At 65.1% G+C, this 23,228-nt stretch carries 20 protein-coding genes; 8 read left to right on the top strand and 12 right to left on the bottom strand.

What is annotated here, in order from left to right; all coding sequences use genetic code 11:
- Positions 1-94: 94 nt before the first annotated feature.
- Positions 95-1,498 (bottom strand): aminotransferase-like domain-containing protein, encoded by a 1,404-nt coding sequence (locus CJU94_RS21935; protein WP_095420804.1) that lies wholly within the window; start codon positions 1,496-1,498, stop codon positions 95-97.
- Positions 1,499-1,910: 412 nt separating this feature from the next.
- On the opposite strand from CJU94_RS21935, the gene CJU94_RS21930 reads away from it, so the two are divergent.
- The 5 genes from CJU94_RS21930 to CJU94_RS21910 all read left to right on the top strand — a co-directional run bounded on the left by CJU94_RS21930 (position 1,911) and on the right by CJU94_RS21910 (position 6,467).
- On the top strand, positions 1,911-3,158 hold the full coding sequence (locus tag CJU94_RS21930) for an NAD(P)/FAD-dependent oxidoreductase (RefSeq protein WP_095420803.1): 1,248 nt from the start codon (positions 1,911-1,913) through the stop codon (positions 3,156-3,158).
- 125 nt (positions 3,159-3,283) lie between these two features.
- The gene (locus CJU94_RS21925; protein WP_095420802.1) at positions 3,284-4,435 is read left to right on the top strand and encodes a branched-chain amino acid ABC transporter substrate-binding protein; all 1,152 of its coding nucleotides are present in this window, start codon (positions 3,284-3,286) and stop codon (positions 4,433-4,435) included.
- 152 nt (positions 4,436-4,587) lie between these two features.
- Complete coding sequence (locus tag CJU94_RS21920) at positions 4,588-4,875, top strand: DUF1330 domain-containing protein (RefSeq protein WP_095420801.1); 288 nt, start codon at positions 4,588-4,590, stop codon at positions 4,873-4,875.
- Positions 4,876-5,328: 453 nt separating this feature from the next.
- Positions 5,329-5,796, top strand: a complete 468-nt coding sequence (locus CJU94_RS21915; protein ID WP_095420800.1) for a GNAT family N-acetyltransferase — start codon at positions 5,329-5,331, stop codon at positions 5,794-5,796.
- Complete coding sequence (locus CJU94_RS21910) at positions 5,793-6,467, top strand: FMN-dependent NADH-azoreductase (protein WP_095420799.1); 675 nt, start codon at positions 5,793-5,795, stop codon at positions 6,465-6,467. The genes CJU94_RS21915 and CJU94_RS21910 overlap by 4 nt, the downstream gene beginning before the upstream one ends.
- A gap of 99 nt (positions 6,468-6,566) precedes the next feature.
- On the opposite strand, the gene pdxR is transcribed toward CJU94_RS21910, so the two are convergent.
- Positions 6,567-8,096 carry a MocR-like pyridoxine biosynthesis transcription factor PdxR gene (pdxR, locus tag CJU94_RS21905; protein WP_095422733.1) on the bottom strand — a complete coding sequence of 510 codons (1,530 nt, stop codon included), beginning with the start codon at positions 8,094-8,096 and terminating at the stop codon, positions 6,567-6,569.
- Positions 8,097-8,286: 190 nt separating this feature from the next.
- Here pdxR and CJU94_RS21900 point away from each other — a divergent pair, with 190 nt between their 5' ends.
- Together CJU94_RS21900 and CJU94_RS21895 are read left to right on the top strand one after the other, a co-directional pair.
- Complete coding sequence (locus CJU94_RS21900; protein ID WP_095420798.1) at positions 8,287-9,039, top strand: SDR family oxidoreductase; 753 nt, start codon at positions 8,287-8,289, stop codon at positions 9,037-9,039.
- Positions 9,040-9,102: 63 nt separating this feature from the next.
- Positions 9,103-9,813, top strand: coding sequence for an SDR family NAD(P)-dependent oxidoreductase (locus CJU94_RS21895; RefSeq protein WP_011798716.1), 711 nt, complete (start codon positions 9,103-9,105; stop codon positions 9,811-9,813).
- 184 nt (positions 9,814-9,997) lie between these two features.
- On the opposite strand, the gene ssuD is transcribed toward CJU94_RS21895, so the two are convergent.
- From ssuD to CJU94_RS21855, 8 genes are all read right to left on the bottom strand, one after another.
- A complete protein-coding gene (ssuD, locus tag CJU94_RS21890) occupies positions 9,998-11,140 on the bottom strand; it encodes an FMNH2-dependent alkanesulfonate monooxygenase (protein WP_095420797.1) in 1,143 nt (380 codons plus the stop codon).
- A gap of 46 nt (positions 11,141-11,186) precedes the next feature.
- Positions 11,187-12,557 carry an LLM class flavin-dependent oxidoreductase gene (locus CJU94_RS21885; protein ID WP_095420796.1) on the bottom strand — a complete coding sequence of 457 codons (1,371 nt, stop codon included), beginning with the start codon at positions 12,555-12,557 and terminating at the stop codon, positions 11,187-11,189.
- Complete coding sequence (locus tag CJU94_RS21880) at positions 12,557-13,819, bottom strand: SfnB family sulfur acquisition oxidoreductase (protein WP_208645399.1); 1,263 nt, start codon at positions 13,817-13,819, stop codon at positions 12,557-12,559. Before CJU94_RS21880 ends, CJU94_RS21885 begins: the two co-directional genes overlap by 1 nt.
- Before the next feature lie 3 nt (positions 13,820-13,822).
- The gene (locus CJU94_RS21875) at positions 13,823-15,073 is read right to left on the bottom strand and encodes an SfnB family sulfur acquisition oxidoreductase (protein ID WP_095420795.1); all 1,251 of its coding nucleotides are present in this window, start codon (positions 15,071-15,073) and stop codon (positions 13,823-13,825) included.
- Between the two features lie 207 nt (positions 15,074-15,280).
- The gene (locus tag CJU94_RS21870) at positions 15,281-16,024 is read right to left on the bottom strand and encodes an amino acid ABC transporter permease (RefSeq protein ID WP_095420794.1); all 744 of its coding nucleotides are present in this window, start codon (positions 16,022-16,024) and stop codon (positions 15,281-15,283) included.
- The gene (locus tag CJU94_RS21865; protein WP_208645398.1) at positions 16,021-16,761 is read right to left on the bottom strand and encodes an amino acid ABC transporter permease; all 741 of its coding nucleotides are present in this window, start codon (positions 16,759-16,761) and stop codon (positions 16,021-16,023) included. The genes CJU94_RS21870 and CJU94_RS21865 overlap by 4 nt, the downstream gene beginning before the upstream one ends.
- Positions 16,762-16,856: 95 nt before the next feature.
- Positions 16,857-17,675, bottom strand: coding sequence for an ABC transporter substrate-binding protein (locus CJU94_RS21860; protein WP_095420793.1), 819 nt, complete (start codon positions 17,673-17,675; stop codon positions 16,857-16,859).
- A gap of 170 nt (positions 17,676-17,845) precedes the next feature.
- Positions 17,846-18,157, bottom strand: coding sequence for a hypothetical protein (locus CJU94_RS21855; RefSeq protein WP_244221047.1), 312 nt, complete (start codon positions 18,155-18,157; stop codon positions 17,846-17,848).
- Positions 18,158-18,550: 393 nt separating this feature from the next.
- On the opposite strand from CJU94_RS21855, the gene CJU94_RS21850 reads away from it, so the two are divergent.
- Positions 18,551-19,906, top strand: a complete 1,356-nt coding sequence (locus CJU94_RS21850) for an LLM class flavin-dependent oxidoreductase (RefSeq protein WP_095420791.1) — start codon at positions 18,551-18,553, stop codon at positions 19,904-19,906.
- Positions 19,907-20,128: 222 nt separating this feature from the next.
- On the opposite strand, the gene CJU94_RS21845 is transcribed toward CJU94_RS21850, so the two are convergent.
- A complete protein-coding gene (locus CJU94_RS21845) occupies positions 20,129-22,216 on the bottom strand; it encodes a family 2A encapsulin nanocompartment cargo protein cysteine desulfurase (RefSeq protein WP_425272223.1) in 2,088 nt (695 codons plus the stop codon).
- Entirely contained in the window at positions 22,191-23,123 is a 933-nt protein-coding gene (locus CJU94_RS21840) for a family 2A encapsulin nanocompartment shell protein (RefSeq protein WP_095420789.1), read from the bottom strand. The genes CJU94_RS21845 and CJU94_RS21840 overlap by 26 nt, the downstream gene beginning before the upstream one ends.
- Between the last annotated feature and the right edge of the window lie 105 nt (positions 23,124-23,228).

Here is a 23,228-nt window from a genome sequence, read left to right as displayed (position 1 = left end):
TGACTGGACGGGCCGGGCAGGGTGCCGCCGCTGCTCCGGGGGTTTCCCCGGGGGGTTCCGCTGAGGCTTGCCGGGGGACCGATGACGACCGGGCTCAGATCGTCCCAAACAGCGCTCTCGGCCGGTCCTTCAAGGTTCCCGCCAGCAAGCGCAATGCACTGACAAGCTGATCGCGGCTCGACGCACAGGCAAGGTTGATCCGCACGCCGTGCTCGATCTCCGAGCGATCCACGGCGAACGCCGACGAAGGCATCACCACGACGCCGCGCGCCTTTGCGTTGGCGGCGAAATCATCGGCACGCCAGGGCGGCGGCAGCTTCAGCCACACGAACATGCACGCCGGATCGGTCTGAAGCAGCGCCTGCGGCAGCAACTCCCGCGCGAGCGCCTGGCGGGCGCGAATCTCGGCGAGTTGCGCGTCCATGATGCGGCGCGCGGTGCCGTCCTCGATCCAGATCGACGCGATCAGCATCGACATTGGCGCGGGCATCCAGGCAGTCGTGCGCACGGCCTCCGCGCACAGCGCCGAACTATCCGGCGGACTCGACAGATAGCCGAGCCGCAGCCCGGGCGCGAGAATCTTCGAGGTCGCCGCGAGATGGAAGGTCAGCTCCGGACAAAGACTCGCGATGGTCGGCAGACGCTGCGACACCAGCGGCCCGTACACGTCGTCCTCGATGATCGCGACACCGTGCCGGCGTGCGATGTCGACGAGCGCCATGCGGCGCTCGAGACTCATCGTGATGACCGTCGGATTCTGCAGATTGGGCACCGTGAAGATCGCCTTCACGGGCATGCGCCGGCACGCGGCCTCCACTTCATCGGTCAGCAGCCCATCGCCGTCGCTCGGAATGCCGACGATCTCGAACTGAAACACGGGCGCGAGCGCTTTCAACCCATAGTAGGTGAGGCGGTCGGCGAGGATCACACCGTCCGTGCCGATCAGGCTGTTCAGCACCGCATACAAGCCGTGCTGCGCGCCGCTCGTCACGACGACGTGGCCGGCATCCGGCGTGAAGCCGGGCGCCGCCATCCAGCGGGCGCCGGCGGCGCGCGCCCATTCGGGGCCTTGCGGCGGCTGGTATTCCTGCAATTGCGCAAAGCGCGGGTCGCGCGGCAATTCGGCCAACGTGCGCGACAGGCACTCCAGAAATACGCCCGTTGCGGGCCGGTTCACGGTGAGGTCGATCGCCGCATTGCTCGCCGCTTGAGCCGGTTCGACACTCGGCATCGCCCCGCCCGTCACGAGCGACCCGCGCCGCTTGCTGCCGATCACCAGGCCGCGCAACTGCAGCTCCTTGTAGGCGCGCGAGACCGTCGACACGTTGATGCCCAGCTCGGTCGCCAGTTGCCGTTGCGGCGGCAGCCGGCTTCCGGGCGGATAGATGCCGCTGCGGATCTCCTTCTCGATCGAACTGGACACTTCGATGTAAGTCGAGCGCTTCGCCTCATCCGGCGTGCCGTTGGCAGCGCGGGCTGCGTCTTTGCCAGAAGCCATAAGATCAACTGTCTCCATACAAACTGGCTTTGTCCGCAAGGGTGCGGAGGTGTGGCGATTCTATACCAGACTCGCCCGACCGCAAGGCCTCCGCGTCTCGTATGTGGCCACCGGCACCAACCGCGGCGTTGTCCCGGGACTACCCAGGGAAAACGCCAGGACCACACAATGAGCGTTTTAATTGCAGACAAAAAAATATTGTGTGATTCTGATGTCAGAGTTTGTCTGGTGCCCGCTTTTCCCGATGTCGCCAGGCAGTGTCCATGCATCTGCCGAAGGAGTGTCCCATGTGCGTCTCGCAGCCCACCGTCCCCGGCGCCCGCCCGAGACCCGGTTCCGCGTTACGTCGACGGCATTGGTCGCCGCTCGGTGAGCAGGCGATGGAAGGGCGCAAGTTGGAAGGGCGCAAGTAATGTCCGAGATCGCTATCGTCGGAGCGGGATTCATCGGCCTCGCCAGCGCGGCTGCGTTGATGCGCGACGGGCACCGGGTCACGCTGTTCGATCCTTCCGGCATCGGCCAGGGGGCATCGTTCGGTAACGCGGGAACCTTCGCGCCCTACGCGTGCATACCGGTCAACAACCCGTCGGTGTTCCGCGATCTGCCGCGCTACCTGTTCTCCAGCGAGAGTCCTTTCAGGCTGCGCTATCAGTATCTGCCGCACCTCGTGCCGTGGCTCGCGCGCTTCATGATGAGTTCGCTGCCGCGCCGTTACGAGGCGAGTGCCGGCGCGCTCGCGGCATTGCTCGCGCAAGCGCAGGGCGGTTATGCGCCGTTGCTGGCGAATGCCGAACTGGCGCGCTTCGTGCGCCCGCGCGAGTGCCTGTATCTCTATTCGAACCCGGCTTCGTTCGACGCGGCGCGTCCCGCCCTCGATCTGCGCAAGCAGCTTGGGGTGGCGTTCGACGTGCTGAGTGGCAACGACATTCGCGCGCTCGAACCGTCGCTTGCACCGATTTTCGAGCGCGGTGTGCTGTTTGGCGACAGCTGGCATTTCTCCGATCCGCAAGGCTTCCTGCACACGCTTTACGAGCAGCTCGCCGGGCAAGGTTTGACGCTTGAACGATCGACGGTCAGCGCGGTGCAGCCCGCCGACGCGGGCGCAAGCGTGACTGCCGGTGGCGCGACGCGGCGTTTTAGCCACGTGATCGTCGCCACCGGTGCGCGCTCCGCGCAATTCGCGCGGCAATGCGGCGATGTGGTGCCGCTCGACACCGAGCGCGGCTATCACGTCCGCTATCCGGGCGCGCAACACCTGATTTCACGGCCGGTCGGCTGGGCCGAGCGCGGTTTTTACATGACGCCGATGAGCGACGGTATTCGCGTCGCGGGAACCGTCGAACTGGGCGGCTTCAGCGACACGCGTAACCGCTCGCTGCTCGAGCTGCTGACGTTTTCATCCCGACGCGCGCTGCCCGCACTCGCCACGCCCGACAGCAGTTGGCTCGGATTTCGTCCGACCCTGCCGGACGGCGTGCCCGTGCTCGCGCGTTCACGCGCCAGCGAACGCGTGATCTATGCATTCGGTCACCAGCATCTAGGGCTGACGCTCGCCGGCATAAGCGGGCGCATCGTCGCGGATCTGGTCGCGCGGCGTGCGCCGCCGCTCGATCTCGCGCCGTACGCGGCGACACGTTTCAGTGTCCGGCGAAAGGCATGACGGCGGACATGGCAGTGCCGGGTTTCAGTTTTATTTCAACCGTACGTAGGACCGTTTCCACACGTCGCGCATCGGACCGATGGTTCGACAGAACGCGCGACCTGACAACTCGCAAGGAGCGCATCATGAATCGCCGCAATTGGCTGTTGAGTTTCGCCGTTTGTCTGATCGGCGCGCAGGCACCGTTCGCCTGGGCCGCCGACCCCGAAGTCGTCAAGATCGGCTTTGTCGGGCCATTGACCGGTCCCGTCGCACGCGTGGGGAAAGACCTGCAGTACGGCGCGCAACTGGCGCTCGATGAAGAAAACGCGCGGCATCCCACGGTGAACGGCAAGCCGGTGAAGTTCGTGCTCGACGTGCAGGACGATCAGGCCGATCCGCGCGTGGCGATTCAGGTGGCGCAGAAGCTCGTCGACGACGGCGTGGTCGGCGTGATCGGCCATTACAACTCGGGCTGCAGCATTCCGGCGTCGACGGTCTATCACCAGGCGAACGTCGCGATGATCACGCCCGGTTCGACCAATCCGCAATTGACCAAGCAGGGCTACAAGAACGTGTTTCGCACGATGGGCCACGACGGCATCGGCGGCGTGGTGGCGGGGCACTTCGTGGTCGAGCAGATGAAGGCGAAGCGCATCGGCATCATCGACGACCGCACGGCGTTCGGACAGGGGCTCGCGGATGCGTTCGAAAAAGGCGCGAAGGAAGCGAACGGCAATATCGTCGATCGCGAATTCACCAACGACAAGGCGGTCGATTTTCGCGCCGTCCTGACGACGCTGAAAAGCAAAAACGTCGATCTGATTTTCTTCGGCGGTCTGGATGAGCAGGGCGCGATGCTGATCAAACAGATGCGCTCGCTCGGCATGACCGCCCAGTTGTTCGGCGCGGGCGCGTTAAAGAGCAATGCGTTCCTGCAGATCGCCGGCACGGCAGGCGACGGAACGCAGGATCTGGAGCCGGGCCCCGCGCTCGACAAGCTGCCGGCGGCCGTTGATTTCGGCAAGCGCTATAAGGCGCGCTTCAATCAGGACGTGGAGCTGTATGCGCCGTTTGCGTACGACGCAGCGCTCGCGATGATCAAGGCGATCCACGCGGCGAATTCACTCGACCGAGCGAAGATCGTCGATAGTCTGTCGAAGGTCAGCGTCACGGGCGTGACAGGACAGATCACGTTCGATCCCTACGGCGATCTGATCAAACCGCCGTACACGCTGTTCCAGGTCCAGCAGGGTCAGTGGAAGAGTATGAAGACGGTTGGAGGGAGCGGCGCCTGAGTTTTGGGGACCTCGCGAACTGGGTTTGCGAGGTCCGGTGCCTATTTCGCCGAGGTGGCGTGCCGGTGATGCACCGACGCTGCATGCCGAGGCCCGAAGCGGTTTCATGGCATCATCGTACGCACCTTCACACCACCGCAGGAGTGTACGACATGGCGACATATATCGTCTTCACGAAGGAAAGCACGCAGGATCAGAATGAGCTCGACATTTATCAAAGCAAGGTGGGCGAGACCTTCAAAGGTCATCCCGTCAAGGTTCTCGCTGCCTATGGACCTCAACAGGTTCTCGAGGGCGACGCGCCGCAGGGCGTCGTGATCGTGGAGTTTCCGTCGACTGAAGCCGCGCGTGCATGGTATGACAGCCCGGCGTATCAGGAAGTCGCGCAACACCGGTTCAAGGGCGCGCGTTATCGCGCCGTGCTCGTCGAAGGCCTGTGACTGAACGCGGTGACGCTCGGGTTCGTGAATTTCCGCGGGCCTGGGCGGCGATTGGCGCGGCGGCGATGGTCTGGTTGAGCTTCAGTCGGTCGAGTTCGCGCATGTTCGGTGTCACCAGTGCAGCTACATGCATGGCCGGCTCCATGGTCCCGCAGGGAACCGGCAAGCATACCGAGACGAGAACACGACATTTCCATAAAGCTGCTACATCAAGATTGTTGCTAATTTATATTATGTCAACTTGCAGATCCTTATCCACGATCCACCTTCGTCCCGTGCATGCCCGCCCACAGAGAGCTCGCACATAAAAGTTGTCCTGTCCCGCCGCGCATCCGCACCGGCGAGACGACACACCGCGCCTGCCCGGATGGCTCGGTCCAATCGCCCATTCTTGGCTCTATCGACCAAGCCGAGCACTGAGTATCGTAAGCGTCGTTCCTCACGGAGACGCACATGCCGGCCTCGCTTCGATTCATTCATCTCGACACGCCAGACGCGTTGCTGCCCGCATTCGAAATCATGCGTCAGTTGCGCCCGCATCTGACAGACGCGCACTCGTTCGCTGCACAGGTCGCCCGGCAGCGCGCCGAAGGCTATCGCCTGCTCGCCGCCACCGAGGCGGACCACGTCGTCGGCCTCGCCGGTTATCGCACGCCGACCAATCTGCTGTATGGCCGCTTCGTCTATGTCGACGATCTGGTTGTCGATGGCAGGCTGCAGCGTGGCGGCATCGGTGCGCAACTGCTCGACGCGGTACGGCAGATCGCGCGCGCGGCCGGCTGCGCGCAATTTGTGCTCGACACCGGCCTGCACATGCCGCTTGCCCAGCGCTTCTATTTCCGCAATGGGTTGCTTGCTCGTGGCATGCACTTCGTCGAACCACTCGCCCCGCTTTCCCAGCCTGCCGAGCTCACGTCATGAAAATTTTGCGGATCAACGCCAGCCCGCACGGCGAGGCGAGCCATGGCTACCGTTTCGCCGACGAGATCGTCGGCATGGTGCGCGAGCATGCCGCGCCGGCTGCATCGGTCATCGAAGTGATCGAGCGCGACCTGGCAGCCGCGCCGCTGCCGCCGGTCGCCCGGGACTATGCGCGCGCCATCACGTCACGCATACCGGATAAGACGCAGTTCGAGGTCTCCGAGCAACTGATCGGTGAAATCGAAACGACGGATGCGCTGATCATCAACACGCCCATGCACAACTTCACGGTGCCGGCCGCGCTCAAGCTGTGGATCGATTACGCGCTGCGCATCCATCGCACGTTTGCCGCGACACCGGAAGGCAAGATTGGGCGGATGCGCGACCGGCCGACCATCGTGATCGTCAGTTCGGGCGGCGTCCATAGTGGCGCGCGTGCGCGGCAGCCGGATTTTCTGACGCCCTATCTGCGCTATGCGCTCGGCTCGATCGGCATCCACAACGTGCAGTTTCTTTTCCTGCAAGGGCTTGTGATGGGCGAAGCGGCAGTGGCCGAGGCGCTCGATGCGGCGCGTATCCAACTCACCCGCGACGCGGTGTTCGCCTCGCTCACCGCGCAGGCGGCCGGCAGCGCGCGCATGGCGGCGGGTACGGCTGCGCAGAACGCATAAAGCGCGCCGGTCCGCATACGTTCCTGACGCATCCTCGTCGCATCGTGCGAAAGCGTGCCGCGCTACGTTCATTCAAGATCCGCACACAGGCACCGCGCGTCAGCCGTCCAGACACGCGCGCAGCATTCGCGCGAGACGGCCTGCCTCACGCGCATCGGCGATGTTCGCGAAGCCGATTACGAGGCCGCGCAGCGTGCGCCGCGTGCGGCCATTCGCGTACCAGACCGAAAGCGGCAGCACCGCGAGCCCGGCCTCGCGGGCTCGCGCGGCAACGGCAACGTCGTCGATCGGGCCATCGGGACCTTCGGCGAATTGCACCGCGAACTGAATTCCGCCGGGCGGCAAATCGACAATCAGCCGTTCGCCAAACGCCTGCTCCAGCGCATGCACGATCAGCTTGCGTCGCTCGCCGTACAACCCACGCATCCGCTTCAGATGCCGCGCAAAATGCCCCTGCCCGATGAAATCCGCCACGGCCGCCTGCAATAGCGTCGGCGATCCGGCGTTCATGCTGTGCGCCACCCGGCCGACGCGCTCGACGGCCCGCTCCGGCACCACCACATACGCGAGCCGCAAGCCGGGAAACATCACCTTGCTGAACGTGCCGCAATAAATCACTCGATCGCGACGGTCGAGGCTCTTTAAAGCCGGCAATGGCCGGCCCAGATAACGGAACTCGCTGTCGTAGTCGTCCTCGATGATCCAGCGGGAAGCTTTCTCTGCCGAGTCCAGCAACGCCATGCGTCTGGCAAGCGACAGCGTGTGCCCAAGCGGGCTCTGATGCGACGGCGTGACCACGGCGAAGCGCGCCTGCGCATCCAGCAGTGTGCCGCGCTCGACGTCGATCCCTTCGCCATCCACCGGCACCGGCACGAGTTGCACGCCGGTCTCGGCGAGAAAACCGCGCGCGAGCAGATAGCCGGGATCCTCGAACCACACGCGATCGTTCGGGCGGGCGAGACTGCGCAACACGAGTTCGAGCGTCGCACGATAGCCGCTGCTCACGAACACCTGCTCCGGCAGGCAGGTCACACCGCGCGACAGACCGAGATAAGTGGCGATATGTTCACGCAGCGGCAGGTAGCCGGCCGGATCCGGGTACGCGAGCATCGCGCGATCGCCGCTGCGCGCGCGACGCGCGACGAGCCGGTTCCATAGTCTGGTCGGAAATGCGTCGAGCGCCGGCAGCCCGGGTTGCAACGGCCGCGGCTCGCCGCTCATGGCGACGGCAATGGCCTGCCGGTGCGGCGCCGCTCGAGCACTGCGCGATTCGCCCGGCGTGGGCGGCGTGGCCGCCCCTTCAGTGCTCTGCGCGCCGCGCGCATCTTGAACGCCTTGTGAACGCGACGAACGCATCACTGAAGCCGGCAGCGACGACGACACGAACGTGCCCGCCGCGCCGCGCATCTGCAGATAGCCCTCGTCGACGAGAATCGTGTAGGCGAGCTCGACCGTGCCGCGCGCCGTGTTCAGCTGCGTGGCAAGGCCGCGCAGCGCGGGCACGCGATCGCCGGGGCGCAGATGTCCCGCCGTGATCGCGGTCCGGAAGCGCTCGCAGATCTGCAGATAGATCGGCAACTGATGCTGCCGATCGATTTCGATGGTCAACGCGGGCGTTCCTACGGTCATGACGGTCTCGCGGGCAAGGTGAGCGGCAACCGACATGGACTAGTCGGATCGGCCATTCTTGGCACTTTTCGATAGAGCATGATTCTTCCACAATCGCCTTACGCAATGCGACGGCGGCGAACACTTTGACGCAATACGACACCCGCCCGGCGCCCCGCGCGTCTATTTAATTTCATCTGGAGAATCTGCCATGAAAATCGTCGTAATCGGTGGTTCCGGCCTGATCGGATCGCGTCTCGTCACGCTGCTTGACAAGGCTGGTCATGAGGCACTTGCCGCGTCGCCGCGCACGGGCGTCAACGCCGTGACGGGTGAAGGTCTGAGCGACGCGCTCGTGGGCGCGGATGTCGTCGTGGATGTGACGAACGCGCCGTCATGGGAGCCGCAGGCGGTGCTCGACTTTTTCCGCACCTCGGCGCGCAACCTCGGCAAAGCCGAAGTGGCCGCAGGGGTACGCCACCACGTCGCGCTTTCAATCGTCGGATGTGATCGCACACCGGAGAACGCGTATTTCGTTGCCAAGGTTGCGCAGGAACAAGCGATCGAAGCAGCGGGCGTGCCGTACACGATCGTGCGCGCGACCCAGTTCATGGAGTTCATCGGCGGCATCGCGGATTTCAGCACGGACGGCGGCACGGTGCGGATCGGCGAAGGACTGTTTCAGCCGATCGCCGTAGACGATGTGGTGGCGATCCTCGCGCAGGTTGCACTCGCTGCGCCGCTGAACGGCACAGTCGAGATCGCCGGCCCGGACCGCGCGCCCTTCGCTGAGATTGTCGCCCGTTATCTGAAATCGGTAGGCGATGCGCGCCCCGTGGTGACGGATCGCAACGCGCGGTACTACGGCGGCCTCGTCGAAGAACAATCGCTCGTGCCGCTCGGCGACGCGCGGATCGGCCGCATCAGCCTCGATCAGTGGCTGGCGCAGGCTAAAAAGGCTTGATTGCAGACCGGCGCAGTCGTCCCGATCGGCGTTGAAGCCGAACCACCATTTTCTGGGTAAAGCATGAGCATTTCACACAAGGTTGTCGTGGTTACCGGCGCATCGCAGGGTATAGGCGCCGCGGTCGTCAAGGCGTTTCGCAGGCTCGACTATCGCATCGTTGCGACTTCGCGTTCGATCAAGCCCTCGGAAGATCCGGACATCCTGACGCTCGCCGGTGATATTGGCGATCCGGCAACCGCCAAACGGGTCATTTCCGAAGGTGTCGCGAAGTTCGGCCGGATCGACACACTGGTGAACAACGCCGGCATTTATATCGGCAAGCCTTTCACGGAACACACAGCGCAAGACTTTGCCGCGGTGGTGAACGTGAATGTGGCGGGCTTTTATTACATCACGCAGCTCGCCATCGCCGAAATGGAAAAACATTCGAACGGCCACGTGGTTAGCGTGACCTCCAGCACCGCTGACGCTGCGATCGGCGGCGTGTATTCGGTACTGGCGGCCCTGACCAAGGGTGGTCTGAACGCCGCCACGAAGTCGCTGGCGATTGAGTACGCCAGCAAAGGGATTCGCGTGAATGCCGTCGCACCGGGAATCATCAGGACGCCGATGCACGCGCCGGAAACTCATGAAGCCCTGGGCGCCTTCCATCCTCTCGGGCGCATGGGCGAGATGAGCGATATCGCCGACGCGATTCTGTTCCTTGATTCCGCGCCGTTCATCACGGGAGAAATCCTGCACGTCGATGGCGGCCAGAGCGCCGGTCACTAACTTTCTCGGGCACCGCAAGCCGGTGCCCTTTCGCATCCCTGCGGCAACGCCGTCATTTGCGACGGCAGTCCAATTTAGCGGCGAATTTCAGTGTTGCTTCGATAGCGCACCTGGGGACCTCGAGCGCCAGGTGCCTGCAACGGCTGTCCAGAATGCCTACGTGCTCACGAGACACGCTCCGACATCAGTGCGCACCCGTGCCCGCACCCGCGTTCGCCCGCACATCGAAAGCACCGCCTGTGAGCACCTGATCGCGCAACGTGACCGGCTTCTTGCCGGGCAACAACGGGAACACGAGCTCCGCAAAACGGATCGACTCTTCGAGGTGCGGATAGCCGGACAGCACGAAACTATCCGCGCCCGCATCGACATATTCCTGCAGCCGCGCGGCGACCGTCAGCGCGTCGCCGACCAGCGCCGTGCCCGCTCCGCCGCGCACGAGACCGACGCCGGCCCACAGGTTCGGGCTGATCTCCAGCTTGTCGCGGCGCCCGCCGTGCAACTCCGCCATGCGGCGCTGCCCGACCGAATCCATGCGCGCGTAATTCTCCTGCGCACGGCGGATGTCTTCGTCGTCGAGCTTGCTGATGAGGCGGTCGGCTTCGGCCCATGCCTCCTCGTTGGTTTCGCGCACGATCACATGCAGACGCACCCCGAGCCGCAGCTTGCGGCCGTGGGCGGCCGCGCGCCGCTGCACGTCGGCGAACTTTTCGGCGACGGCCGCGGGCGGCTCGCCCCACGTCAAGTAGGCATCCACGTGCTTGGCCGCCAGCTCGTGCGCGGCCGGCGACGATCCGCCGAAGTACAGCGGCGGCCAGGGCTGCTGCACCGGCGGATGAAAGTTGCGCGCCCCTTCCACGTGAACGTATTTGCCCTTGAAGTCCACCGTCTCGCCGGCGAGCAGATCGCGCCAGACGGTGAGGAACTCGTCGGCGGCCGCATAGCGCTCGTCGTGAGCGAGAAACACGCCGTCCGCGGCGAGTTCGGTGGCGTCGCCGCCGGGCACCACGTTGAGCAACAGGCGTCCGTGCAACGCCTGGTCGAGCGTCGCGGCCTGGCGCGCGGCGGCCGTCGGGCCGCTGATCGAAGTGCGCAACGCGACCAGCAGTTTGATGCGCTGTGTGACGGGCACGAGGCTCGCGGCAGTGACCCACGGATCCTGGCAACTGCTGCCGGTCGGAATCAGCAAGCCGTCGTAGCCGAGATTCTCGGCCGTGACCGCGATCTGACGCATGTATTCGTTGGTCGGCGGCCGGCCGAAATCGGACTTGCCGAGATAGCGTGTATCGCCCGAGGTCGGCAGAAACCAGAAGATATCGAGACTCATGCGTGCTCCTGTAACGAACGTTGAGCGATAGCGATCGTGGGTGTTCTCATACCGCCTCCGCGGTTTGCTGCCGGAAGCTCGCCGCCGCGTGTCGCGCAGGCAGCTCATCGCCCTGTCCGAACAGTTTGTGGCGCAGCGTGCCATCGGCATAGGCGGTCTTGTAGAGGCCGCGATTCTGCAATTCCGGCACGACCAGATCGATGAAATCCTCGTAGCTTTCGGGCACCACCGTGCGGCTGAGATTGAAACCGTCGACGCCCGTCTCCTCGATCCACGCCTGCAGTTCGTCGGCCACCTGAGCCGCGCTGCCGACAATGGCCGGATAGCGGCCGCCGAGTTCGAACATCTCCAGCAGCTTGCGGCGGGTCCAGCCGTGCTGTTTCGCCGTGCGCGTGGCCGATTCGATTGCGTTGCCGGGTGCGTAGTCCACCGGGGCGTCGAGATCGTATTGCGCGTAGTCGATGCCGGTACTGGCCGCGAAGTGCGCAAGGCCCGCTTCGCGGCTCGCGTATTGCAGATAGTCCGCGTATTTCTCGCGGGCCTGTTGCCCGGTAGCCCCCGCAACCACCGCTGCGCCGACGAACACCTTGACGTCGTCGGGGCGGCGGCCGGCCCGCACCAGTTGCTCGCGCAACGTGCGCACGGTTTCCCGCGCGGCTTGCCGGTTCGGCGGCGAGATGAACACGCATTCGGCGTGACGCGCCCCGAAGCGCTGACCGCGCCCGGAACTGCCGGCCTGGAACAGCACCGGCGTGCGCTGCGGCGACGGTTCCGCGAGGTGATAACCGTCGACCTTGTAGTAGCGGCCCGCGTGCCGCACCGGATGAACCCTGGCCGGGTCCGCATACACGCGCCCCGCCTTGTCGCGCAGCACCGCGCCCTGCTCCCAGCTGCCTTCCCACAGCTTGTAGAGAATCTCCAGGTATTCGTCGGCGCGGTCGTAGCGCTCGTCGTGCGGGAGTTGCTCGTTGAGCCCCATTGCGCGTGCCGCGCTGTCGAGGTAGCCCGTCACGATGTTCCAGCCGACCCGGCCTTGCGTCAGATGATCCAGCGTCGAGAAGCGGCGCGCGAGCAGATACGGCTGCTCATAAGTCAGATTGACCGTCACGCCGAAGCCGAGGTGCTCGGTGACGGCGGCCATTGCCGGGACCAGCAGCGTGGGATCGTTGACGGGCAACTGGATCGATTCGCGCAGCGTCACGTCGACGTTGTGCTGATACACGTCGTACACGCCGACGATGTCGGCGAGAAAGAGCCCGTCGAACAGCCCACGCTCCAGCGTGCGCGCGAGGTTGGTCCAATACGGCAGCAGCCGGTAGTCGCTCGAACGGTCGCGCGGATGTGTCCACAGGCCGTGGTTGATGTGGCCCACGCAGTTCATGTTGAACGCGTTGAGCAGGATCTGTTTCTTCGCCATCACAAGGCTCCATGCCGCGGCGGCAGCTTGTCGTTGAGGTAGAAGTTGCCCACCGCGTGATACTTCCAGCGCACGGGGTCGTGCAACGTATGGGTGCGCGCATTGCGCCAGAAGCGGTCGAGGCCGAGACCATCGAGGGTCGCGGCGGTGCCGGCGAGTTCGAACAGCCGCGAACCGGCATCCAGCGACGCGGTCGTGGTCAGCGCGCGCGCCTCGGCCACGGCGATCGAGGCCTGCGCGACCGTCCGCCCGGTGGGCTGCGCCTGCGCCGCGTCGACGAAGCGGCCCGCGCGGCGCAGCAACGCCTCGGCCGCGCGCAGCCGCACCGAGAGGTCGCCGAACTGCGCGAGGGTCAGCGGATCGTCGGCGGCACGTTCGACCTTCGCGTCGATCCACGGCCGCGAACGCTCGCGAACGAACTTCAGCGCGGCTGCGAAGGCGCCGCGCGCCTGACCGAGATCGATCGCCGCGTGAATGATCTGCGCGACCGGTCCGATCGTCGTGGGGCGCTCGAACGACGCCTGAAACGGCACGACCCATTCGGGTTCGACGCGCACGTGATCGAACCGCACCGACCCGCTGCCGGTGACGCGCTGGCCGAAGCCATCCCAGTCGTCCGTGACGGTGACGCCCGCGGTATTGCGTGGCACGAACGCCAGATAGGTGACATCGCGGCCCTGCTCGTCGGCCACGACCAGCGTGGGAATCCAGTGTGCGTAGAGCGCGCCCGTGCAATAGAACTTCTGGCCGTCGATGCGCCAGCCGGCCGCCCCGCGTGTGAGCCGGGTGCGGCGTTTGAAATCCTTGTGGCCGATTTCGGCGAGCGCATTGCCGAAACGCTCGCCCGCCAGCACGCGTCCGTAGAAAAAACGCTGTTGCTCAGGACTGCCGCCGACGCGCAGCACCTCGAGTGCATAGAAATGGTTTTGCGGGATCTGGCCGAGCGAGCCGTCGGCCGCGGCGATCGTCGCGGTGACTTCGGCGAGCGTGCCGTTGCGCACGCCCGCACCGCCGAATTCGCGCGGCACGGTTATGCCCCACAGGCCGCTCGCCACGAAGGCGTCGAGTTCGGCCCACGGCAGCCGCCGTTCGCGATCGCGCAGCGCGGCTTCCGGTGCAAACGTTTCGGCCAGACGGCGGGCGGCGAGAAGCGCCTGCGCGTCGTCTGCGATCAGCTCGGGCGTGGGCGGCGCGCGCAGTTCGCGAGGCAAGGCGGCCGGCGCGGCGCTGCCGCGGGCCGCGCTAGAAAGGTCAATGGTCATGATTCAGTTCCACGAATGCCGCGCGGGAAGCACTTGATTCAGGTGATAGTTGCCGAGCAGATGCAGCTTCCAGCGCACCGGGTCGTGCAGCGTATGGGTGCGGGCGTTGCGCCAATGGCGGTCGAGGTTGTGCACCGCGCGGGTCGACGCGGAGCCCGCCAGTTCAAAGAGCTTTTCGCTGGCTTCGAGCGCGATGCGGGTGGTCAGCACCTTCGCCTCGGCAACCGCGACGGATGCGCGCGCGCTGGCCTCGGGGTCGATCGGCTGGGCCGCGATGGCGTCCAGCGTGCGGCCGGTTTCCAGCAGCACTTCATGCGCCGCATGCAGATCGATCTCCAGACGGCCGACATCGGCGATGATGTACGGGTCGTCGGTTGCGTGCTCGAGGCCCGAATCGACCCACGGCCGCGCGCGCTCGCGCACGAAGGCAAGCGCGTCGGCGACGGCGCCCTGCGCGATCCCCTGGTCGATCGCCGCCTGGATCAGTTGCGAGGTCGGGCCGAACAGACCCGGACGGTCGGCCAGTTGCCAGATCGGCAGCACGTCCTGCGGATCGACCGCCACGTTCTCGAAGGTCACGGTGCCGCTCGCCGTGGTGCGCTGGCCGAAAGAACTCCAGTCGTCGACCACCGTCAAGCCCGGCGCGTCGCGCGGCACCCAGACCTGCACGGCGCGTCCTTCGTCGTCGGTCGCGCGGGTCGGGACGCGGTGCGCGAACAGCGCGCCGGTCGAATAGAATCGTTGGCCGTCGAGACGCAAACCGTCCGGCGTCGCGCGCAGGCGCGTCGAGCCCTGCAGCACCGTCGCGGCCGCGGCCGAGCGCCGTTCCGGGCCGGCATTGCCAAGCCGCTGGCCCGCCAGCACTTCGCCGTACAGCCGCTGCTTCTGCGCCGGGGTGCCGGCTTCGCGCAGCACGCCCAGCACGCCGAAATGGTTCTGCGGAATCTGCCCCAGCGCGGGATCGGCCGCGCAGAGGTTCACGAAGACTTCGGCCAGCGTCGCGAACGACACGTCGGCGCCGCCATGGTCGCGCGGCACGGTGATGGCGCCGAGACCGCTTTGCGACCATAGATCCAGTTCGGTCCATGGCAGCACGCGATCACGGTCACGTTCGGCGGCGCCGGACGCGAAAGCGTCGGCAAGTGTGCGGGACGCGGCGAGCGCCTGCGCGTCGTCGGCGATTCGCGCGACGCGTGGCGGGTCGGGACGCGCCGGCAGTCGCGACGCGACAGGGCGAGATGTAAGACTGGACATGATGGTTCACACAGACAGTTGAGACCCGTCCGTTCGCGGCGTTTTCCGCCCGTTGCCATAGGCAGCGGCACGGCTGCGACTCGCCACGGAAAGGCTAATCATCTATTGGACCAGTCCCCGCGCATCACGCCTACTATCGAATTCGCGATTGCTTATGACGCGTGCCGATTTGCGGATCGTGCTCGCGTCATTGTCCAGTGGTTCTCTTCATTCGCTGAGCCCGCCAAGCGGCAATGGCGTCGCCGTTTCCTCATCCTTGCGAGCGGCAGCACGAGCGGACGGCGCGCGCAGCAGGATGCGATGAGCGATCCATTGCAACGCGGAGCACAGCAGCAGATAAACGATGCCGACGAACACGAAAATCTGCGCGGGGTAGATCATCAGCCGGCTGTTGACCTGATTGGCGAGAAACGTGAATTCCGGCACGCCGACGATATACGCGAGCGAAGTGTCCTTGGCCAGCGACACCCACTGATTGACGAACGACGGCATCATGATGCGCACCGCCTGCGGCAGCACCACATGACGCAACGCCTGCCAGCGCGTGAGCCCGAGCGACAGCGCCGCCTGCTGCTGCCCCGCGCCGACCGACACGATGCCCGCATGCACCGCATGCGACAGATACGCGCCACCGATCAGCGACAGCGCGCACACCACCGCGGCCAGACCCGGCACGTCGATATGCAGGAGGATCGGCATCAGGAAGAAAGTCCAGAAGATCAGCATCAGCACCGGAATCGCCCTGAAAAACGCGACGATCCCGAGCAGCAGCAGATGCGCGCCGCCGCGTGTCAGCGAAAGCGCCACGCCGCCCGCCAACCCCGCTAGCGCGGATAGCAACGCCGACACCACCGAGAGCACGGCCGTGAGCGCCGCGCCGCCCAGCGGCCCATTGGGGAACGCGCCGAGCAGCAGATAGCGCAGCGTGGGCAGCCACTCGAGCGCGGTCATGCCCGGCCCCGCTGCAACGCCCGCGCACCGGTGCGTTGCCAGATCACCAACGCCGTTTCGATCAGCGCGATAGCGCCGATATACAGCACGGTCGCCGTGCCGAAGGCCTGAAAGGTCCGGAAGCTTTCCGTGTCGACCTGACGCGACATGTAAGAGAGTTCGGCCACGCCGATCGCCATCGTCAGCGACGAGTTCTTCACGATATTCATGTATTGCCCCGCGAGCGGCGGCGTGGCGATACGCACCGCTTGCGGAAGAACGACGTGCCGCAGCGTCGTGTAACGCGTCATGCCCAATGCGGCGCCCGCGTGGTATTGCGCGATGCCCACGCCACGGATTCCGGCGCGAAACTCCTCTGCGATGAAGGCTGTGCTATAGCAGGTCAGGCCGAGCCAGCCGGCGAACAGCTCGAAGCTCGGCCAGTGCAGCGCAAACGGCCCAGCGCTCAACCCATGCGGCGTGGTCAGCCACGTCATCCACGGTTGCGGCAGCAGCGCCGCCGCGCCGAAGTACCAGAACAGCAATTGCACCAGCAGCGGAGAATTGCGAAACACGAGTACGTAGGCCCTCGCGGCCGCAGCGACCGTGCGATGTTGCGCGATATGGGCCATTGCCAGCCCGAATCCAAGCAGCGTCGCGCAGACGCTCACGCATGCCGACAGCATCAGGGTGACGAGAAAGCCCTGTGCGAGCCAGCCGAGATAACGCGGATCCAGCCAGAAATTCATGAGGTGCATTCGAAAAAAACGCGGTTCCGTATCAGCAAGAAGGCCCGGTCACGCGTTTTGGGCAGTGACCGGGCCTGTTCGAGGCGGCTGCGAAGCGAAGCCCGTCAGCTCTTCTGCGGATCGCCGATCTTGAACAGACGCGGCAGCGGCGCGGCGCTCTTCGGGCCGAACCAGGCATCGTAGATCTTGCCGGCCGCACCTTTGGCTTCCAGATCCTTCAGCGTGTCGTTGACGACATCCAGCAGGCGTGTCTCGCCCTTCGGCACGCCCACGCCTTCGTAGTCGTTGGAGATCGTGAACGGCGCGATCTCGTAGTTCGCCTTGTCCGGCACTTTCGCCAGCAAGGCGACGAGCTTCGGCCCGTCTTGCGTGATCGCCTGCACGTTGCCCGTGCGAAGCGCGGCGAATGCGAACGGCGTGTCGTCGTAGGCAATGATCGTGGCGCTCGGGAATTGCGCACGCACCTGCTGCTCATTGGTCGTGCCCTTGTCAGCGCCGATCCGCAAACCGTTCAGTTGCTGCGGCGAGGTGAGCGTGCCTTTCTTCGCGATGAATTGCGTGCCGGACGCAAAATACGGGGTGCTGAAGTCCACTTCCTTCTTGCGATCGTCGGTAATCGTAAAGTTGGCGAACACCAGATCCACCTTGCCCGACTTCAGGAACGCGATGCGGTTGGCCGGATTGGTCGGCTGGATCTCGAGCTTGACGCCAAGGCGCGTCGCCAGCGCTCGCGCATAATCGACGTCGAGCCCGACAATCTGGTTGCTCTTCGGATCCACGAAGCCGAACGGCGGATTGCTGTCGAATGCGGCCACGCGCAACACACCCGCTTTCTTGATGTCGTCGAGGCGATCCGCGTGCGCGGCAGCGGACATGACAAGCAGACTTCCGGCGATCACTGCGCCAAGCACTCTGAGATTCATAACGGTGGTTTCCTGTTGTTTTGATGGGCCGCGCGTTATCGAACGGCGCGCGCCCTGAGCGTGAGACGCAGACTCTAACAACGCATGCGGACGGCACGAACCAAGCAATTCTCAGGTGCTAAGCAGCCCTGCTGATAATGCACGCGTCAATGGCCGCCGTCGCAAACCCGTTAGCGCCGCACGAGCATGGCGAGCGAGCGATGCGCATCGAGCTGCCTGTCGTAGCCCGCCAGCGCGCCGTCCACGCGGCGCGTCAAAGGCGGCGTGGCAACGGTGGTTGCATCGGAGCGGAGCGGCGAACCGGAAACCGGCGTGGCGCCAGACAAACAGTAGCCGACATCGCGCCTGGCATTGATGCAGGTGCGCACCTTGCCGCTTGCGATCAGCGTGGCGAGCGCCGCTTCCACGGCTTTCTCCGATACGCCGAACAGACGGGCGAAAGTCACGGCCGTGTAGACGCGGCTGTGTCTCATCTTCAGCATCAGACTCTCGATCAATGGATCCATACTCGATAAAGGTAGGTCACTGCGGTTATGAAATGAACGCCGTGCGCTGAACCCGCGCAGGGCCTGAGTCAAAGCATGGCAGTGTTCGCCGGAATTTGGAAAGACCGAGTTCCGATATGGTTATGAATCGACCGGCACGTCGCGGACCGCAATCGCGGGCCGCACGAGGCGCCGCTTTTTACTCACGTTCCTACTCACGTTCTTGCGCAGGTTCTTGCTCACGCTCCGGACCGACGAACCTTAGTCGTTGCCGGCATATCGATGCCACAATTCGTTAGTGGTCTCGAATGGCCGGCCAATCGACAATTCAAGCATCGGCCAGATGCTTTGCTCCTTCGTCGCTGGCCCCTCCTGCATTCGACACGACCCATGAGAACCGACCCGCCGCGCCAGCTCCATCTGAACGTCAACATCCTCCACTCGGGCTTCGTCCCTTCCGCGTGGCGCACCGACGACGCGGATCCTCGCGCGTTCATCGATATCGCTCATTACGTTCGCGTCGCGCAGATTGCCGAGGCGGCGAAGTTCGATGCCGTGTTTCTCGCCGACAATGCGTCGATCGCGGATCAGATCGACTTCCGGCCGATCACCGCGCTGGAGCCGACCGTTTTGCTGGCCGGCATTGCTTCGGCCACGACCCATATCGGCGTGATCGGCACGGCGTCGACCAGTTATAACGAGCCATATAACATCGCGCGGCGCTTCGCCACGCTCGATCACCTCAGCGCGGGGCGCGCGGGCTGGAACATCGTGACGACCGCGGACCTCGGCTCGGCGCGCAACTTCGGCCGCGAGGCGGTGCCCGATCACGCCGCGCGCTACGAGCGCGCGGCCGAATTCACGCAGGTCGTGAAGGCGCTGTGGGATAGCTGGGAAGACGACGCCTTGATCGGCGACAAGGTGAACGGCCGTTTCGTCGATGCGGCGAAAGTGCATCGCATCGACCATCGCGGTAAATACTTCAACGTGGACGGCCCGTTCAATCTGCCGCGCAGTGCTCAGGGTCATCCCGTGCTGGTCCAGGCCGGCGGCTCGGCGGATGGGCGGGAGCTTGCGTCGCGCCACGCGGAAGCCGTGTTCTCCGCGTCGCAGTCGTTCGACGAAGCGGCTTCTTACGCGCGTGAACTCAAATCGCGCGCCGCGGCATGGGGACGCGGCGACGACGCGATCCGCGTGTTGCCCGGCCTGACCACCATCATCGGCGCGACCGAGGCGCAAGCGCTGCGCCGTCGCGATGAACTGGTCGACCTGATCCCGTGGACCTACAGCCTCACCCGGCTCGCGGGCATCTTGGGCGTGAGCGTCGAGCGCCTGAAACTCGACGAGCGCCTGCCGGATGATCTGTCACTGCCCGGCGGCGGCAACGGCAATCACACGTTCTTCCATGCCACGCTCGCGCAAGCGCGCTCGAATGGCTACACGGCTCGCCAGTTGATCCGCGCGCTGGCGGGCGGTGGCGGGCACCGGGTGATCGTCGGCACGCCGGAGCAGATTGCCGACGATATCGAACACTGGTTCAAAGGCGGCGCCGCCGATGGGTTCAATCTCATGCCGGATGTTTTGCCGGGCGGTTTGCAGGATTTCGCGGACGGCGTGGTGCCGCTTTTGCAACAGCGTGGCATCTTTCGTACCGCGTATGAAGGGCGCACGTTGCGCGAGCATTTCAGGCTGCAACGGCCCGTGAGCCGCCACCTCGAAACACGGGAAGCGGCGGCGACCGCGTGAACGCTCGACTCGGCGCCTCGTACGGGGGCGCGTCCTGCGTGTCTTCGCGTCCTGTTGGCGGGGGGGCACAAGCAGTGGCCGGCGATGCGGACCGTCGGCGCGCGCTATGTGACACGGCGGAAATGACGCGGTGGATAATGACGCGGTGGAAAGCGCGGGCATTGCCGCTCGCGCGGCGCATGAAGGAAAAAGGCGGCAGCCGTGGCCGGCCGCCGCCTTTGTTTAGCGTCGTGAAGACAACCGTCGCACCACCGACACCAGCGCGTCGACTTCATCGCAGGTGTTATAGAACGCGAGCGACGGCCGCACGGTCGCTTCGACGCCGAAGCGTCGCAAGATCGGCTGCGCACAGTGATGCCCCGAGCGCACGGCAATGCCCTCTTCGTTGAGCGCCTGACCGACTTCCTCGGTCTCGTAGCCCTTCAGCACGAAGGACAGCACGCTCGCCTTGTCGCGCGCGGTGCCGATCAGACGCACACCGGGCACCGGTTGCAACACGCTCGTCGCATACGCCAGCAGATCGTGCTCGTAGCGCGCGATATTCTCGATGCCCACGCGCTGAACGTAATCGATTGCCGCGCCCAGACCCACTGCATCGGCGATATTGCCCGTGCCGGCTTCGAAACGATTCGGCGGCGGCTGGAACACCGTGCGCTCGAACGTCACGTCGGCGATCATGTTGCCGCCGCCCTGCCACGGCGGCATGTCTTCCAGAATCGCGCGCTTGCCGTAGACCACGCCGATGCCGGTCGGACCGAACACCTTGTGACCCGAAAACACGAAGAAGTCCGCGTCGATGGCCTGCACGTCCACCCGCATGTGCGATACCGACTGCGCGCCGTCGACCAATGCCTTCGCGCCCGCCCGATGCGCGAGCTCGACAATCTCCTTGACCGGCACCACCGTGCCGAGCGCGTTCGACACCTGCGTGACGGAGACGATTTTCGTGCGGTCATTGAGCAGCCGCCGGTATTCGTCGAGCAGCACCTGGCCGCTGTCATCGACCGGAATCACCCGCAGCTTCGCACCGGTTTGCGCGGCAAGCTGCTGCCACGGCACGATGTTGGCGTGATGCTCGAGGTGCGAGACGATGATCTCGTCCCCCTCGCCGACATGCTTGACGCCCCACGTCTTCGCGATCAGGTTGATTGCTTCGGTGGTGCCGCGCACGAAGATGATTTCCTCCGGCGAGGCCGCGCCGATGAAACGCTGCACCTTGCTGCGCGCGGCTTCGTACGCGTCCGTGGCGCGGCCGGCCAGCGCATGAGCGGCTCGATGAATGTTCGAGTTTTCATGCGCGTAGAAATACGCCAGCCGGTCGATCACCGCCTGCGGTTTGTGCGTGGTCGCGGCATTGTCGAACCACACCAGCTGGCGGCCGTTCACTCGCTCCTGCAGAATCGGGAAATCACGGCGAATCGCATTCACGTCGAATGGCGGATGGGCGGACGCTCCGGCATGCGGCACGCCTGGCACCTGCCCCGCGGAGCGCGACGGCTCGCCCGGATTCAGGAAATAGTGCGAGCCGCCCGTGTGTGCCGCGGGCTTCGACGGCGGCGCCGCATGCGAGGCAGCGGGACGGTCATAGGGGAAACGTTGCTCGGCAAGCGGTTCGTCGACACCCGGCAGACCGAACGATTGCGCACTGACCTCGTTCCAGACCGGCACGACGATATCCGGCGATGCTGTGGTCGCGGAGTGAGGCTGGCCCGATTCGCTCACGAAATAGAACGGCGATGCGCAGACCGGCGAGACCGGAGAAGCAGGCGAGACCGGCGAACCCGGCGAAGCACCACCGGCGGCCGGACGCTGCGCGCCATGCCCTTGCGGCACACCCAGCGCGGCGCCGCCAAAGCGCGGATCGAGTGCGGGCGCAATGGTCACGACGCTATCGGGCAAACCGTTCTGCGCCGTTGCATGCGGCGCCAGCGCAGGCGCGCGGTTGCCCAGCGACAGGACATGCGTGGGCGACGAGGGCAGCAGGTTGCCACCGGGCACGTGGCCTTGCGGCAAAGCGGCACCGGGCACGCCCGTACCCGTGCCGCCAGGGCCCGCGAGTGGCGAACCCGCCGGCGCAGGATTGCTGATCTCGCTGATCACCGGCGCCGTGAACGGCAGCGTGCCGGCGACGCCGGGCGTCGCGCCCGACTGCGGCGCATTGCCCGGCAACGCCGAAAAGAACGCATTCGCCAGCGACGCCAACGTGGCGGGATCTGGCAAACCCGCCGGCAAACCTGCGGACGGACCGCCCGGCACATCGTGCGGCAGGACGCTCTCCATGGGCTTACTTGTAGGTGTCTGGGTAGTCATGGTACTTGCCGATCTCCACGTCATCGAGAACCGCCAGCGCGTCCGGCGAATGCACGGCGAGCGAGCAATAGAGCGAGATCAGATACGACGCGATCGCGTGATTGTTGATGCCCATGAAGCGGACCGACAGACCCGGCCCCTGCTCGCCGGCCACACCCGGCTGGAACAGGCCGACCACGCCCTGGCGCTTGTCGCCCACGCGCAGCAGCAAAATCTTGGTCTTGCCGTCGGCAACCGGCACCTTGTCCGACGGAATCAGCGGAATGCCGCGCCATGTGAGGAACTGCGAGCCGAACAGGCTGACCGTCGGCGGCGGCACGCCACGGCGCGTGCATTCGCGGCCAAAGGCGGCGATCGCGAGCGGATGCGTCAGGAAGAACGCCGGCTCTTTCCAGACCCTGGTCAACAGTTCGTCCAGATCGTCGGGGGTCGGCGCGCCGGTCAGCGGAAACACGCGCTGCTCTTCCGCCACGTTGGCGAGCAGGCCGTAATCCGGGTTGTTGATCAACTGGCTTTCCTGCAATTCCTTGATCGTCTCGATCGTGAGGCGCAGTTGTTCCTTGATCTGATCGTGCGGGCTGCTATACAGATCCGAGATCCGCGTGTGGACGTCGAGGACCGTGCTGACGGCATTCAGGAAGTACTCGCGCGGCTGCTCTTCGTACGGCACGAAGGTGCGCGGCAGGATGCTTTCATCTTCGCGCGCGGTGCAGGCGGCCACCACGGCTTCCGGATTCTTCACCTGGTTCAGGCGATAGATGCCTGCCTCGACCGGCAGCCATTGCAGCAAATGAGTCAGCCAGCGCGGCGTGATCGTGGCAAGTTGCGGAACGGTTTTGGTGGCATTGGCTAGTTGCCGTGCTGCGTTATCGCCGAGCGCCGTCAGGCCGCCCACTGTTGCTGTCATCTGAAGCTCCGGGGTTGATAGAAGAAAAGCGGGAAAGCTTATGAGCAAAAGCGATTATCGAGAGACCACCCCGGCCCTTCAACATGCTATAGACGGTAAAGCGGG

The sequence above is a fragment of the Paraburkholderia aromaticivorans genome, assembly GCF_002278075.1.
Taxonomy (GTDB): Bacteria; Pseudomonadota; Gammaproteobacteria; order Burkholderiales; family Burkholderiaceae; genus Paraburkholderia; species Paraburkholderia aromaticivorans.
Note: the sequence above shows the minus strand (reverse complement) of the source record. Positions and strands in the feature narration are given on the sequence as shown.